Genomic DNA, 14357 nt, shown 5'->3' with positions numbered 1-14357 from the left:
CCCATGCCCCTATGGCCCGTGTACACCGGCGCGACGGAGCCGCACGACGGCATCACCCGGCTGCCGCCGCCCCCGCCCTGGCGGGCCTTCGACGGCGGCCCCGCGCTGAACACGCCCGCCGACGCCACCGACGCCGCGGCCACCTCGCCCGACCGCACCCACCGCGCGGAGACGTACCGGGCCACCCCGCGCACCGTCCAGCTGGTCAACGCGGCCCTGTACCTGCGGCGACCGCTGCTGGTCACCGGCCCACCCGGCACCGGCAAGTCCTCGCTGGCCTACGCGGTGGCCCGCGAGCTGAGACTGGGCCCGGTGCTGCGCTGGAACATCACCAGCCGCAGCACGCTGCAGGACGGCCTCTACCAGTACGACCCCCTCTCCCGCCTGTACGCCGCCCGTCAGGCCCCGGTGACGCCCACGCCGGAGGCGGGCCTGGAGGACCATCTGCGGCTCGGCCCCCTGGGCACGGCCCTGCTGCCCTACGCCCGCCCGCGTGCACTGCTCATCGACGAGATCGACAAGAGCGACCTGGACCTGCCCAACGACCTGCTGAACGTGCTGGAGGAGGGGCAGTACGAGATCCCCGAACTGGTCCGCGCCGCCCAGCACGTCCCGACGGCACGGGTGATGGTCGACGGCACCCACGACCAGGTCCCGGTCGAACGCGGCCGGGTCCGCTGCCGCGCGTTCCCCTTCGTCGTCCTGACCAGCAACGGCGAGCGCGAGTTCCCGCCCGCCTTCCTGCGCCGCTGTGTGACGCTGCGGCTGCGGCAGCCGGACGACCGGCAGCTGGCGGACATCGTCCGCGCCCACTTCGACGACGAGCCGGACGCCTACGCCCAGACCCTGATCAGCCGCTTCCTGTCCCGGGTGGGCGGCGGCGACCTGGCCACCGACCAACTGCTCAACGCGATCTACCTGGCCCGCTCCGCCGACCTGCCCGCCGACTCCCTGGACGACCTCGCGGCACAGCTGATGCCCTATCTCGGCGAAGGCCGGCACACCGATGGGCTCTGACGCCTCCGCGCCCGCGGACCCCCTCGCCCGCCTGGCCGACGCGCTGACCCGGGCGACGAGGGGGATGCGTCCCACGCCGCTGGAGCTGGCCGAACTGCTGTGGCTGGCACGGCAGATGGAACCGGAGCCCGCGGACGCCGATCCGGAGCCCACCGCCACCGGCGCTCCCGGACCGGAGCCCGCCGAACCCCCGGCCCGGGAGCCGCTGCCCCAGCCACCCGCGGCACCGCCCCGGGAACGGCCCCCGACCCCGCCGCCGCAGCCCGCCCCGACCGGACCACGGCAAGCGCACCGGGCCCCGCTGCACCTGCCGTCGCCGGCGCCGGGCGACACCGGCCCGTACAGGGGCCTCCTCGCACCCGCGCCGCCGATGCTGCGCCATCCCCTGGACCTGCAACGCGCACTGCGCCCGCTCAAACGTCACGCCGACGCCCCGGCCGGCCACCGGCTCGACGAGCACGCCACCGCCGACCGCATCGCCCGCCTCGGCGCCTCCCCCGACTGGTGGCTGCCGGTGCTGCGCCCCGCCAAGGAGCGCTGGCTGCGCCTCAACCTGGTGTACGACACGGGTCCGACGATGCCCGTGTGGCGTCCCCTCATGCGCGAACTGCACACGGCGCTCGCCCAGTCGGGCGTCTTCCGCACGGTGAGCCCGGTCCGGGTCACGCCCGAGGGCACGGTGCACGGCGAGGGCACGTTCGGCCCGGCCGACGGCCGCACCGTCACCCTGGTGATCAGCGACTGCATGGGCCCGCAGTGGCGGCCCGGCCCGGCGGGCGGCCGCTGGGAGGCGACCCTGCGCCGCTGGTGCCGCCGGATGCCGGTGGCCGTCGTACAGCCGCTGCCCGAGCATCTGTGGCGGGACACCGCGCTACCGACCGCGCCGGGCCTGCTGACCGCCCCGTCCCCGGCCGCTCCGGCCGCGGCGCTGGCGTTCGCCCCGTACGACGGCGATCCGGCGCGGTTCACGGGCCGGGGCACGGTCGCGCTGCCCGTCCTGGAGGCCGGTCCGCGGTGGCTGGCCAACTGGGCGGCCCTGCTGACCTCGGCCGGCGGCAGCGGAGTGCCGGGCTCGGCCGCGCCGCTGGGCAGCCACCCCGCCCCCGAGACCCGTACCGACCTCGGCCGGCTCTCCCCCGAGGAGTTGGTCCTGCGGTTCCGCGAGACCTCCTCCACGGAGGCGGTGCGGCTGGCCGGCCATCTGGCCGTGGGCCGCCCCGACCTGCCGGTGATGCGGCTGGTGCAGCGCGCGGTCGAGCCCGATCCGCGCCCCCAGCAACTGGCCGAGATCATTCTCAGCGGCCTGCTGACCACGGCCCCCGGACCACCGGGCAGCTACGCCTTCCGCCCCGGCGTGCGGGACCTCCTGCTGCGCGGGCTGCCCCGCTCGTCCCGCAACCGGGTGACGGACCTGCTGGCCCGGGCGGGCGGGCTGATCGAGGAGCGGGCGGGCACGGCACCGGGAGAGTTCCGCGCGGTGACACCGGCGGCGGACGGCACCGGGACGGAGGCGGCGCGCGGGGAGGCGTTCGCGACGGTACGCCCGGAGAGCGTGCGCAGGCTCACCGGAGCCGGGGGGCGGTCGGTGCCGCCGGGGGTGGGCGGCCGTTACCGGCTGCTGCGGCGGATGAGCCCGAGCGGCGCCCTCTGGCTGGCCGAGGACCCCGCGGAGAACCGGACGGTGGTGGTGCGGCTGCACGAGCCGGTCACCGACCGGGAGCGGCGCGCGCAGTTCCTCCGGGAGACGAAGGCGCTGAAGGGGCTCGACCACCCGAACGTGGTGACGGTCCACGAGTTCGGCATCGAGGACGACATCCCGTACGTCGTCATGGAACACCTGGACGGCATCCCGCTGAACACCTTGGCGGCACCGAACGGCTACCACCTGCCGGCGCCGCTGACGGTGTCCATCGGCGCGCAGCTCGCGCGCGCTCTGCGAGCCGCACGCGCGGGCTGGGTCCGGCACGGCGCCCTGGGCATGTCCCGGGTGGTGCTCCTGCCCGACGGCACGGTGAAACTCAGCCTGTTCGAGCCGTTCCTGCCGTCGAATGTGCCGAGGGACGAGGACGAGCGGGCGCTGGGTCAGCTGATGCTGCACCTGGCCGCCGGGAACCCGCAGGCCGACGCGGAAAGCACGCTGCGCCGTCTCCCCGAGCCGTTGCGTCGACCGTACGCGAAGGCTTTCTCCTCCCTGCTGTCCATGCCGCAGTACGGCGAGGGCATGCCGACGCTCCAGAACGACCGGATGCTGGAGGAGGCCCGGAAGGCGTACCGCCCACGGTCCTACTCGCTCCTCGGCCCGGTGACCGTCGACGTACCCGGCCGCCCGGCGGAACTCCCGCCGCCGGCCCGCGCGCTGCTCGCCATGCTGCTGCTCCGGCACGGCCGCAAGGTGACGCACGACGAGCTGCGGGCCGGACTGTGGGCCCCCGCCGAGGAACCGAAGGACGCGATGGCGGTGCTGGGCCGCCTGGCGTCGGCGCTGCGCGAGACCCTGGGCCCCGGGGCCGCGCTGGCGACACTTCCCGACGGGTACGCCCTCCACGCCAGCGCCGACCGCGTGGACCTGCTCGACTTCGAAGAACTGGAGCGTACGGCCGCCGAGCTGGACGCTCGGGGCTTCGCCCGGCAGGCGCGGGACCACCTGGACCAGGCACTGGCCCTGTGGCACGACGCCGGCCCCCTCGCCGACGTCCCCGGCCCCGCCGCCCGCACCGCCCGCACCCGGCTCCTGCAGCTGCGCCTCGCCCTGTACCGCAGGCGGGCCGAACTCGACCTGGACCTGGGCGAGTTCGAGCGTGCGGCGGCGGACCTCGGCGAACTCCTGCGCGCGCACCCGGCACGCGCGGACTACCGCCGCCTGCTGCTGCTCGCGCTGCAGCGGCTGGGCCGCGTCGAGGAGGCCCTGGAGGCGTTCTGGGAGTACGAGGAGTCCGGCGGCGACGACCCCGCCCTGCTGGCTCTCGGGCACGAACTGCGCCGTGACCACGCCGACCACGCCGAGCCGGCGGACGCGGAGGAGCCCTCCGAGTACGACCCGGACCCCGGCCACGCCTGGACCGAGGGCCCCGACGGGCTGCCGCTGGGCTCGTTCCCCACCGAGGACGATCTGCCCTCGCTCCTGTACGGCCCCGAGGACGCGGCGGAGGACCGGCCGCTGCCGCAGGACGACGTGCCCGACAGTCTCTTTTCGGCGGAGGACGCCCCGACCGCTTCGGCCCTGCGCGCCGTGGCGCTCTTCGAGCTCGCGGACGGACCCGGGGACGCGGACGACGTGTCGGCGCTCGGCCGGGCGGTGGTGCGGCTGCTGCTGGCGGCCGGGCTGGACCCGGACGACTACGAGCTGCGGACCGAGGGGAACGGATACCTTGTCCTGCTGCGCGTCGGTGTGCCGGAACTCGGGTTCCTCTCCGTCACCCTGCGGGAGTTCCGGGACCGGGTCGCGGAGACAGGCCGGTTGCGGTGGCGGGTGACGTTCGCGGAACCCTCGGACGACGACCCGGAGCTCTGGCGGGCGGCGGAGGGGTTCCCCGACCACGTGCTGGACGAGAGCGGCGCCCTGGGCGTCGTGACCTTCCCCGACGCGCTCCGGATCGGGCTGGCCGCGGGCGGCCTGCTGGACGGAGTCCCGGTGCTCGCGACCCGTTTCGGGCCGGCCAACGGCTGGTACGTCGTCGCGCCTGTGCCGGCCGCCGGTGCCGTCGAGCCGATTCAGGGTCCCTTCCGGCTGCCCGCCGGGGTGCCGCTGCCCGAGCCCGCGGGCAGGACGCGTGCCGTCGTCTTCACGGCATACGGTCCCGGGTTCACCCTTGACCGCCCCGGCGGCGACTCCTTCTACTACGAGGTGGATCTCACCCGGCGCCGGCTGGAGCTGACCGAACTGGGTCCGACGGTCAACGGCGTCCCCGCGTTCACACTCACCGGGGAGGCCGGCTGGCGGATCGAGGACCCGGTCCGTGCCGTGCCGGACGCGTCCCGGCGCGCTCCCTCCGCGCTCGTCGTCGAGCATGTGCGGGACAGCCTGGGCATGGTCTCGCCGCTCTACCCGCCGCGCCGGGCGGCCGAGGCCCACGCCCGGCTGGAAGAGGTGGTGCGCGATCACCCCCCGTCCGGGTACGCCGTCACCTGGCAGGGCTCGCTCACCCCGACCCGCGGCTCCCTGGTGGCCCCGCCTCGGGAAGAGGTCGACGGAGAGCTCGTCGAGGCCCTGCGCACGGCCGATGCCGTGCTCCTCGGCTTCGACGGGGTGCTGACCCGCCTCTACGGCCGCCGGGGCGCCGACCGCGACGGGGCGACGCCCGTGCAGAAGGCGGCCCACCACCTGTCCCGCGAGTACGGCGGCGGGGAGAGCGGCAGCTACCTTCCCCCGCTCGACCTCCTTCGGGCCAGGAGGTCGATCTCGGGCAGCCGGCTCGAACGGGACGTGCGGCTGCTGGAGACGACCGCCGTACAGGACGCGGAGCCTGTGGCGAACGCCGAACTGTTGCTGCGCACTCTGGCTGACAAGGGCCTGCCGTTGGCCGTGGTCACCGACTGCTCGACGGAAGCGGCCACCCTGTACCTGGCGCGGCGCCGGCTCCTCGAGGAGCTGGCCGGCGGCGTACACGGGCGTGACCGCCTCGACAGGCCGCTGATGCCCCATCCTCGGCGCATCCTCCAGGCCGTGGCCGGGCTCGGTGTGCCGCCGGACCGGTGCCTGATGATCGGCACCGGCGACGCCGAGTGGGAGGCGGCCCGCGCCGCCGGAGTCGTCTTCGTCTACGTGGACGCCGCATCCCTCGAGGTCCACCGCACTTCCGTGTTGACGAGCTTCGGCCTTTTACCTCTTCTGCGCGCCGCGCAGAGCCTGTGACGCGCCCAAGGCCGCGAAGAACCCCCCGTTCAGCGGCACCCCGCCCGGCCCCCTCCAGCAGGCGCCCGCCCCCGGGCGCCGCGCAGGATGCAGTGAGAGGAGGACACCCGCCGAGCGGCGGGCGCCCAAGGCCCGCGCACTCGGGAGGACCCGCCGTGACCGTCAGTCTGGAGCAGTTGCGCCGCTGCCACTTCGCCGTCGACCTGGGCGCGGCCCGCACCCGGGTGTATGTGAAGGGCGCCGGACTCATCGTCGACCAGCCCTCGGTCGCCGCCGTGAACACCCGTACCGGAGCGCTCATAGCCGTGGGCGACTTCGCGGAGCAGATGACGGGACGGACGCCGGGGTACATCCGGGTCGTCCGGCCCATCTCCGGCGGCACGGTGGTCGACATCGAGATGGCCCAGCGCATGCTGCGGCAACTGCTCGGCGACAAGGCGCGCCGTCAACTGCGCCGAAATCTCCGGCTGCGCGCGGCGGCCTGCACCCCGCACGACGCCGATCCGCTGGCCCAGCGGGCGACCGTCGAGACGCTGGTCGGGCTGGGGGCGCGCCGGGTCGAACTGGTGGACACGCTGATCGCCGCCGCGGTGGGGTGCGGGCTGCCGGTGGAGCTCCCCGAGGCCACGATGATCATGGTGTGCGGGGCCGCCGCCACCCAGGTGGCCGTCCTCTCGCTCGGGTCCATCGTCACCGCCGAGCGGATCCCGGTGGGTGGTGAGGCCGTGGACCACGCGATCGTGCAGCTCCTGCGGCACGAGCACGAGCTGATGCTGCCCAGCCAGTCGGTACGGCCGCTGCAGCTGGCCCTGTCCGGCAACGGGCTGACCCCGCAGGGCCCGGAGACCACGGAGATCCACGGCCGGGACGTGGCCACCGGGCTCGCCCGCAGTGTGCACGTCGACACGGCCACCGTGCGGGACGCGATCCAGACCCCGCTGACCGCCGTCCTGGACGGCATCGGCAAGGTGCTGCGCGGCTGCCCTCCCGACCTGGTCGCCGACCTCGCCGACCGCGGGATCATCATGGTCGGCGGCTCGGCGCTGCTGCCCGGCTTCGACCAGATGCTGCGGCAGGCCACCGGGATGCCGGTGCACATCGCCGAACGGCCCGACATCTGCGCGGTCCAGGGCCTCGGCGCCATGCTGGAGGGCAGGATCGAGCCACTCGTCCTGAACCCGCTGGCCGCCTGAGAACGTGGACCGCTTCGGCCGTGACCTGCCGGCCGGAGCCCAGCAGACGCTGCTGCAGGGCTCGATGGCGGCTCTGCTCCCCCACCTGCGGGCGCGGCGTCAGTACGGCAGGATGCGCCCCGACGGCGTCCTGCGGTCGATCTCCCGGTCGCGCGGGGCGGCGGGGCGTCGGATGACGCGTACCCGGATGCGACGGTCCATGACGCCCTCCCTCTGCCGAAGTGGCCCGGCGATCGGCACCGGTAGGAGGTGGGTGCCCAGGACACGGGCTGTTCAAGCATGTACGGGTCAACCAGTCGGGTGCGGGCGGCAGTCGGCGCGCCGGGTCAGTCCTTGATCTCGCAGATCGTCGCGCCGGAGCCGAGCGTCGCCCCGACCTCGGCCCTGAGGCCGATGACGGTGCCGGACTTGTGGGCGTGGACCGGCTGCTCCATCTTCATCGCCTCCAGCACGACGACGAGGTCCCCCTCGGCGACGGTCCGGCCGTCCTCGACGGCGACCTTGACGATGGTGCCCTGCATCGGCGACGCCAGCGTGTCACCGGAGACCGCGGAACCGGACCTGCGGGCGCCGCCGCGCCGCCTGACCGAGCGGGTGGCCTCCGCCGCCGTGTCCGGCTGCGGCCTGCCGAGGGACGCCGGGACGGAGACCTCGATCCGTTTGCCGGCGACCTCGACGACGACGGTCTCGCGGCCCGAGCGCTCCTCCTCGGTGCCGCCGGCGCCGGGCGCGTAGGGCGGGACGGTGTTGTGGTACTCGGTCTCCATCCAGCGGGTGTGCACGCGGAACGGTTCGTCCGTGAAGGCGGGGTCGGTGACGACGGCGCGGTGGAAGGGCAGGGCGGTGGCCATGCCCTCGACCCGGAACTCGGCCAGGGCGCGGGCGGCCCGCCGCAGCGCCTGGGCGCGGGTGGCGCCGGTGACGACGAGCTTGGCGAGCAGGGAGTCCCAGGCGGGGCCGATCACGGAGCCGGTCTCCACCCCGGCGTCCACGCGCACCCCGGGGCCGCCGGGCGGCTCCCAGCGGGTGACGGTGCCGGGGGCGGGCAGGAAGCCGCGGCCGGGGTCCTCGCCGTTGATGCGGAACTCGATGGAGTGGGCGCGGGGTTCGGGGTCGTCGTAGCCCAGCGGCTCGCCGTCGGCGATGCGGAACATCTCGCCGACCAGGTCGATGCCGGTGACCTCCTCGGTGACCGGGTGCTCCACCTGGAGGCGCGTGTTGACCTCCAGGAAGGAGATGGTGCCGTCCTGCCCGACGAGGAACTCGCAGGTTCCGGCGCCGACGTACCCGGCCTCCTTGAGGATGGCCTTGGACGCGGAGTACAGCTGCTCGGTCTGCGCGCCGGTCAGGAACGGGGCCGGCGCCTCCTCGACCAGCTTCTGGTGCCGGCGCTGCAGCGAGCAGTCGCGGGTGGACACGACGACGACGTTGCCGTGGGTGTCGGCCAGGCACTGGGTCTCCACGTGGCGGGGCCGGTCGAGGCAGCGCTCCACGAAGCACTCCCCGCGCCCGAACGCGGCGACGGCCTCGCGCACGGCGGAGTCGTACAGCTCGGGGATCTCCTCGAGGGTGCGGGCCACCTTCAGGCCCCGGCCGCCGCCGCCGAACGCGGCCTTGATCGCGATCGGCAGGCCGTGCCGCTCGGCGAAGGCGACGACCTCGTCCGCACCGGAGACCGGGCCGGGGGTGCCGGCGACGAGGGGCGCGCCGGCACGCCGGGCGATGCCGCGGGCGGCGACCTTGTCACCGAGGTCGCGGATGGCCTGCGGGCCGGGGCCGATCCAGGTCAGTCCGGCGTCCAGGACGGACTGGGCGAAGTCGGCGTTCTCGGAGAGGAATCCATAGCCGGGGTGGACGGCGTCGGCACCGGAGCCGGCGGCGGCCCGCAGCACCTTGGCCTGGTCGAGGTAGCTGGTGGCGGGGGTGTCGCCGCCCAGCGCGAAGGCCTCGTCGGCGGCCCGGACGTGCGGCGCGTCCCGGTCCGGGTCGGCGTACACGGCCACCGAGGCGATGCCGGTGTCCCTGCACGCCCGCGCGACCCGGACCGCGATCTCACCGCGGTTGGCGATCAGCACCTTGCGCAAGACCATGGTCTGTTCCCGTCTTCTCTCGGTGACGTGCGACAGTGGATTCGGCTGCTGTGCGTGCGGGACCACGGATCAGTCGATGCCGCGGTGGATGTGCGGGTCGAGCACGGCCTCCTCCTCGTCCTCCCCGGCGAGCAGGGGAAGGGGGGCGTGTTCCTCGCGCTCGGAGGGCTGCTCGTGCGAGTGCTTGCGTGGTGGCGGCTCCATCTGCGTCGCTCCTCCGTTTCGCCGCTGGGCCGTTGACGGGACGTCAGCTCTGCCAGCTGAGCGGGGAGCGGTAGAACGCGTTGCGCTCCGGGCGCTCCCAGCCCGGGACGACCGGGGCGACCGGCCGGTCCCCGGGCCGGGCGGCACCGGTGCCGGCGCGGGTGAGGAGTACGGCGGTCAGGGCCGCCAGTTCCTCGTCGGAGAGGGTGCCGCGCTCGACGCGGACGGACCGCTGGTCCGCGGGTTCCATGACGGTGGTCACCGGTTCACTCCTTCTGCCCGGTCAGTGGGGCGGGTTGCCGTGTTTGCGGGCCGGCAGGCCGGCGTGCTTGGTGCGCAGCATGTGCAGGGAGCGGATGAGCACCTGCCGGGTGTCGGCGGGGTCGATGACGTCGTCGACCAGGCCGCGTTCGGCGGCGTAGTACGGGTGCATCAGCTCGGCCTTGTACTCCTCGACCACGCGCCGGCGCATGGCCTCGGGGTCCTCGGCGGCCTGGATCCGACGGCGGAAGACCACGCCCGCGGCGCCCTCGGCGCCCATCACCGCGATCTCGTTGGTCGGCCAGGCGTACGACAGGTCCGCTCCGACGGAGCGGGAGTCCATGACGATGTAGGCACCACCGTAGGCCTTGCGCAGGATCAGCTGGATCCTCGGCACGGTGGCGTTGCAGTAGGCGTACAGCAGCTTGGCGCCGTGCCGGATGATGCCGCCGTGCTCCTGGTCGACGCCGGGCAGGAAGCCGGGCACGTCCAGCAGGGTGACGACGGGCATGTTGAAGGCATCGCACATCTGCACGAAGCGGGCGGCCTTGTCGCTGGCGTCGATGTCCAGGACCCCGGCGAGGGACTGGGGCTGGTTGGCGACGATCCCGACGGCCTGGCCGTCCAGCCGGGCCAGGGCGACGAGCACGTTGGTCGCCCAGCGCTCGTGGATCTCGAGGTACTCGCCGTCGTCCACGACCGCCTCCAGGACGGCCCGCATGTCGTAGGGCCGGTTGCCGTCGGCCGGCACCAGGTCCAGCAGCTCCTCGCAGCGCCGGTCGGCCGGGTCCCTGGTGACGGCCCGGGGCGCGGTCTGACGGTTGTTCTGGGGCAGATAGGACAGCAGGTAGCGGACCTCCTCCAGGCAGGACTCCTCGTCGTCGTGGACGAAGTGGGCGACGCCGGAGACCTCGGCGTGCACATCCGCGCCGCCCAGGCCGTTCTGGGTGACCTGCTCGCCGGTGACGGCCTGGACCACGTCGGGTCCGGTGATGAACATCTGCGAGGTGTCGCGGACCATGAAGACGACGTCGGTGAGCGCCGGGGAGTACGCGGCGCCGCCGGCGCAGGGGCCGAGCATGACGGAGATCTGCGGGATGACCCCGGAGGCCTTGGTGTTGCGGGCGAAGATGCCGCCGTAGCCGGCCAGCGCGCTGACGCCCTCCTGGATGCGGGCCCCGGCGCCGTCGTTGAGGGAGACCAGTGGCGCGCCGGCCGCGATGGCCATGTCCATGATCTTGTGGATCTTGGTGGCGTGCGCCTCCCCCAGCGCGCCGCCGAAGATGCGGAAGTCGTGGGCGTACACGAACACCGTGCGCCCGTGCACCGTGCCCCAGCCGGTGACCACGCCGTCGGTGTAGGGCCGCTTGTTCTCCAGCCCGAACCCCGTGGCCCGGTGCCGGCGCAGCGGCTCGACCTCGTTGAACGATCCCTTGTCCAGGAGCAGTTCGATCCGCTCCCGTGCCGTCAGCTTGCCCTTGGCGTGCTGTGCCCGCGTCGCCTGCTCGCCCGGGCCGGCCGTGGCCTGATCCCGGATGTCCCGCAGCTTGGCCACCCGGCAGTGGGTGCTGTCCGTGGTCACCACGTGAGCCTCCTCGTCGTTTCCGCCTGTGAGGGAACGCCGGAAATGCCGCGCCGGTAAATGTAGCCGCCGAACTCACCGGCCAGGAAGGAAACAACGGCGATGGTCTCGTTCGCGTTTCCGGCAACGGTTCGGTGTCATATCGGTTGAGTGATTCCCGTGAACTCGAAGTGTTTTGGTGACGCGTGGGTGAACGGGCTCGTCGCGATCACTCGGGTACGGCAATTCCCTGTCAGCGCAACACCAGTCGAGAACACAGCACGCTCGGGAGACTGGCGGTATCAGGCCACAGGAGAAGCGCTTTCATTCGAGGGTAGGTGGCGTGAAACTATCGGGGGCCAGTGTGATTCAACCGGCAGGCATCAATCCGACTCAGGTCGAAAGCGTCCCCATCATGTCGCTGCGGGCCGGCGAGTCGCCGCGGCTGAACGGGGACGACAAGGCACACATCGCCAGGCTCGCCGAGACGGAGGGGCCACTGCCGCCCATCCTGGTGGACCGGCGCACCATGCGGGTGATCGACGGGATGCACCGCCTGATGGCGGCGTCCCTCCAGGGCCGCCAGTCCATCGACGTGGTCTTCTTCGACGGCAGCGAGGCGGACGCGTTCCTGCGCGGCGTCCAGGAGAACGTCACGCACGGGCTGCCGCTCACCCAGGCCGACCGCCGGGCGGCCGCCGAGCGCATCATCGGGACGCACCCGCACCTGTCCGACCGGGCCATAGGCCAGGTGACGGGCCTGGCCGCGAGGACCGTCGCCGCGATAAGGAAACGTTCAACTGAAGAGTCGGCGCAGTCGAACGCCAGGGTGGGCAGGGACGGCAGGGTCCGGCCGCTGGACAGCAGCGAGGCCCGGCGGCGCGCCGCGGAACTGCTCACCGGGCAGCCGAGGGCGTCGCTGCGGCACGTGGCGCGCGCGGCGGGCATCTCCCCGGCGACGGTCCTCGACGTGCGCAAGCGCCTCGAGCGCGGCGAGTCACCGGTGCCGCAGCGGCCCGCCGCGACCGGCACCGACGGGTCCGGAGAGGCGGCCGCGGAGGCGGCCGCGGCCGCCTCTCCGGCCCGGGAACCGCTCGATCCGCCACGGCGTCCGGGCACCCGGACCCCGGCCGCCGCCGACCCGGCCGCCACCGTGGAGAGACTGCTGCGCGACCCGTCTCTGCGGAACACCGAACGCGGAAAGGGAATGCTCCGCCTGTTGCACATCAATGCCGTCGGAGAGGCCCAACTGCCCGACACGGTCGAAGCCGTGCCTCCGCACTGCGCCGCGATCGTCGTGCAGCTCGCCCGTCATTACTCGAAGATGTGGCAGGACTTCGCCAAGGAACTCGACGGCAGGGCGCGGATCGCGGACCCGTCGGCCGCCGGACGCTGACGTTTCCCGGAAACCTCGGGGAAACAGAACAAGGGAGTGCGGGAAAGGGCCGGTCGGCAAGCCGACCGGCCCTTTCTATTGCGAGAATTGTTCACGTTCCGACGGCGTGAAATCCGCCGTCCACGTGGACGATCTCACCGCTGGTGCTGGGAAACCAGTCCGACAACAGGGCGACACATGCGCGGGCCGCGGGTTCGGTGTCGGTGACGTCCCAGCCCAGCGGCGCGCGTTCCCGCCAGGCGGATTCGAAGCGGCCGAAGCCCGGGATGCTGGTGGCCGCCTGGGTCCGCAGGGGTCCGGCGGCCACCAGGTTGACCCGGACGCCGGAAGGACCGAGGTCACGGGTGAGATACCGGGTGACGGACTCCAGCGCGGCCTTCGCCACACCCATCCAGTCGTAGCCGGGCCAGGCGACCGAGGCGTCGAAGTCCAGCCCGACGACCGAGGCGGGCCTGGCCAGCACCGGCAGGCAGGCCGTGGCGAGCGCCTTCAGGGAGTACGCCGAGACGTGCACGGCCGTCGCCACGTCCGGCCACGGCGTGTTGAGGAACCCGCCGCCCAGCGCGGACTGCGGCGCGAAGGCGATCGCGTGCAGCACGCCGTCGAGCTGCGGGTGATACGCGCCGACCCGCTCCGGGAGAGCGGCGAGGTCCGCCTCGCTGGTCACGTCCAGCTCGATCACGGGGGCCTTGGCCGGCAGACGCTCCGCGACGAACCGGGTGATACGGCCCGCACGCCCGTAGGAGGAGAGCAGCACCTCGGCGCCCTCCTCCTGGGCCCGGCGGGCGACCGCGTAGGCGATGGAGGACTCGGTGAGCACCCCGGTCACCAGGATGCGCTTACCCGCGAGCACACCGGCCATCAGCCGGCCACCACCAGCTCGCGGGCGCGGCGCAGGGTGGCCACGCTGTTGCCGCCGATCGACCGGCGGACCAGCGCGCCGGCCTGCTCCACCGTGGCCTCGGGGCCGAGCACCGCGGTGATGGCCTCCTCCTTGAGGACGACCGTGTGCCGCGCGACCGTCGTACCGTCCTCCCGCACGTGCCACGAGCCGACATGGGCGTGCAGGAAGGCGGGCAGCGTGGTCTGTTTGTACACGATCGTGTCCGGGGACAGCAGGACGCGGACCGAGACCGTGGTGTGGACGTCGTCGCCGCCGGAGCTCTCCACGGTGTCCATCTCCAGGTACTGCACACCCTGCGGTTCCTCGGCCAGTTCCACCCGTGCCACGTGCGGGATCAGCCCGGGCCACTTCCCGGCCTCGGCGAGGAAGCCGAAGACCTTCTGCTGTCCGCCGCCGACGGCCACCTCGTCCTCGAAGTCCACCAGCAGGTGGGCGCGGCCGGCCGCGGCACGCAGCGAGTCCAGCTCGGCCCGCGAGTTGCGGTCGACGACCTCCTCGATCTTGTCCAGGAGGGCCGCGTCGTCGCCCTCGGCGGAGAACCAGTGCCGGAAGACGACACGGGACTCGGCACCGGACGGGACGACGGTCCACTCCCCGCGCATGGCCGCCACCGGAGCGGCGGGCTCGGTCTGGCGGAAGCCGATCCGGCGGGCCGCACCGTCCAGCGTGCGGTGCGAGACCCAGCACTTGACGGCGCCCCCGGCGAAGGCCCAGATCTTCAGCCGCTGTTCACCGCCGGGAGCGGGCGGAAGGTACTCGACGTGGACGGTCGGGGTGAAGATCGCGGGCCAGCGAGCGGCGTCCGCGATCAGGTCGTAGACGGTGTCGGCCGCGGCGGGAACGGTGATGACGTGTTCGGTGTGCCGGGTTCGCATGACT

At 73.5% G+C, this 14357-nt stretch carries 10 protein-coding genes; 4 read left to right on the top strand and 6 right to left on the bottom strand.

Going from position 1 to position 14357, the window contains the following annotated elements; translation table 11 throughout:
- Positions 1 to 3: 3 nt before the first annotated feature.
- The 3 genes from ABT288_RS17755 to ABT288_RS17745 all read left to right on the top strand — a co-directional run bounded on the left by ABT288_RS17755 (position 4) and on the right by ABT288_RS17745 (position 7062).
- On the top strand, positions 4 to 1017 hold the full coding sequence (locus ABT288_RS17755; protein ID WP_351608243.1) for an AAA family ATPase: 1014 nt from the start codon (positions 4 to 6) through the stop codon (positions 1015 to 1017).
- Positions 1007 to 5869, top strand: coding sequence for an SAV_2336 N-terminal domain-related protein (locus tag ABT288_RS17750; RefSeq protein ID WP_351608240.1), 4863 nt, complete (start codon positions 1007 to 1009; stop codon positions 5867 to 5869). Before ABT288_RS17755 ends, ABT288_RS17750 begins: the two co-directional genes overlap by 11 nt.
- A gap of 155 nt (positions 5870 to 6024) precedes the next feature.
- Positions 6025 to 7062, top strand: a complete 1038-nt coding sequence (locus ABT288_RS17745) for a rod shape-determining protein (RefSeq protein ID WP_351608237.1) — start codon at positions 6025 to 6027, stop codon at positions 7060 to 7062.
- Positions 7063 to 7388: 326 nt separating this feature from the next.
- Here ABT288_RS17745 and ABT288_RS17740 read toward each other — a convergent pair whose 3' ends face one another.
- From ABT288_RS17740 to ABT288_RS17725, 4 genes are all read right to left on the bottom strand, one after another.
- Positions 7389 to 9146: an acetyl/propionyl/methylcrotonyl-CoA carboxylase subunit alpha gene (locus ABT288_RS17740; RefSeq protein WP_351608280.1), complete on the bottom strand. Its 1758-nt coding sequence runs from the start codon at positions 9144 to 9146 to the stop codon at positions 7389 to 7391.
- Between the two features lie 75 nt (positions 9147 to 9221).
- On the bottom strand, positions 9222 to 9356 hold the full coding sequence (locus ABT288_RS17735; RefSeq protein ID WP_351608234.1) for a hypothetical protein: 135 nt from the start codon (positions 9354 to 9356) through the stop codon (positions 9222 to 9224).
- A gap of 43 nt (positions 9357 to 9399) precedes the next feature.
- Entirely contained in the window at positions 9400 to 9618 is a 219-nt protein-coding gene (locus ABT288_RS17730) for an acyl-CoA carboxylase subunit epsilon (protein WP_351608228.1), read from the bottom strand.
- Positions 9619 to 9639: 21 nt separating this feature from the next.
- On the bottom strand, positions 9640 to 11202 hold the full coding sequence (locus tag ABT288_RS17725) for an acyl-CoA carboxylase subunit beta (protein WP_450860098.1): 1563 nt from the start codon (positions 11200 to 11202) through the stop codon (positions 9640 to 9642).
- A 391-nt stretch (positions 11203 to 11593) separates the two neighbouring features.
- On the opposite strand from ABT288_RS17725, the gene ABT288_RS17720 reads away from it, so the two are divergent.
- A complete protein-coding gene (locus ABT288_RS17720) occupies positions 11594 to 12574 on the top strand; it encodes a ParB/RepB/Spo0J family partition protein (protein ID WP_351608223.1) in 981 nt (326 codons plus the stop codon).
- 91 nt (positions 12575 to 12665) lie between these two features.
- On the opposite strand, the gene fabI is transcribed toward ABT288_RS17720, so the two are convergent.
- Together fabI and ABT288_RS17710 are read right to left on the bottom strand one after the other, a co-directional pair.
- Positions 12666 to 13436: an enoyl-ACP reductase FabI gene (gene fabI, locus ABT288_RS17715; protein WP_351608220.1), complete on the bottom strand. Its 771-nt coding sequence runs from the start codon at positions 13434 to 13436 to the stop codon at positions 12666 to 12668.
- On the bottom strand, positions 13436 to 14353 hold the full coding sequence (locus tag ABT288_RS17710; RefSeq protein WP_351608217.1) for an aromatase/cyclase: 918 nt from the start codon (positions 14351 to 14353) through the stop codon (positions 13436 to 13438). The genes fabI and ABT288_RS17710 overlap by 1 nt, the downstream gene beginning before the upstream one ends.
- Positions 14354 to 14357 lie beyond the last annotated feature (4 nt).

The sequence above is a fragment of the Streptomyces sp. NPDC001093 genome, from assembly GCF_040298985.1.
Taxonomy (GTDB): Bacteria; Actinomycetota; Actinomycetes; order Streptomycetales; family Streptomycetaceae; genus Streptomyces.
The sequence above is the reverse complement of the archived record's forward strand: the minus strand, read 5'-3'. Positions and strand labels throughout refer to the sequence as shown.

Excerpts from the sequence above, each read along its gene's own strand:
- ABT288_RS17755 (WP_351608243.1), top strand. The coding sequence starts at position 4 with ATGCCCCTATGGCCCGTGTACACCGGCGCGACGGAGCCGCACGACGGC.
- ABT288_RS17750 (WP_351608240.1), top strand. The coding sequence starts at position 1,007 with ATGGGCTCTGACGCCTCCGCGCCCGCGGACCCCCTCGCCCGCCTGGCC.
- fabI (WP_351608220.1), bottom strand. The coding sequence starts at position 13,436 with ATGGCCGGTGTGCTCGCGGGTAAGCGCATCCTGGTGACCGGGGTGCTC.
- ABT288_RS17710 (WP_351608217.1), bottom strand. The coding sequence starts at position 14,353 with ATGCGAACCCGGCACACCGAACACGTCATCACCGTTCCCGCCGCGGCC.
- ABT288_RS17735 (WP_351608234.1), bottom strand. The coding sequence starts at position 9,356 with ATGGAGCCGCCACCACGCAAGCACTCGCACGAGCAGCCCTCCGAGCGC.
- ABT288_RS17720 (WP_351608223.1), top strand. The coding sequence starts at position 11,594 with ATGTCGCTGCGGGCCGGCGAGTCGCCGCGGCTGAACGGGGACGACAAG.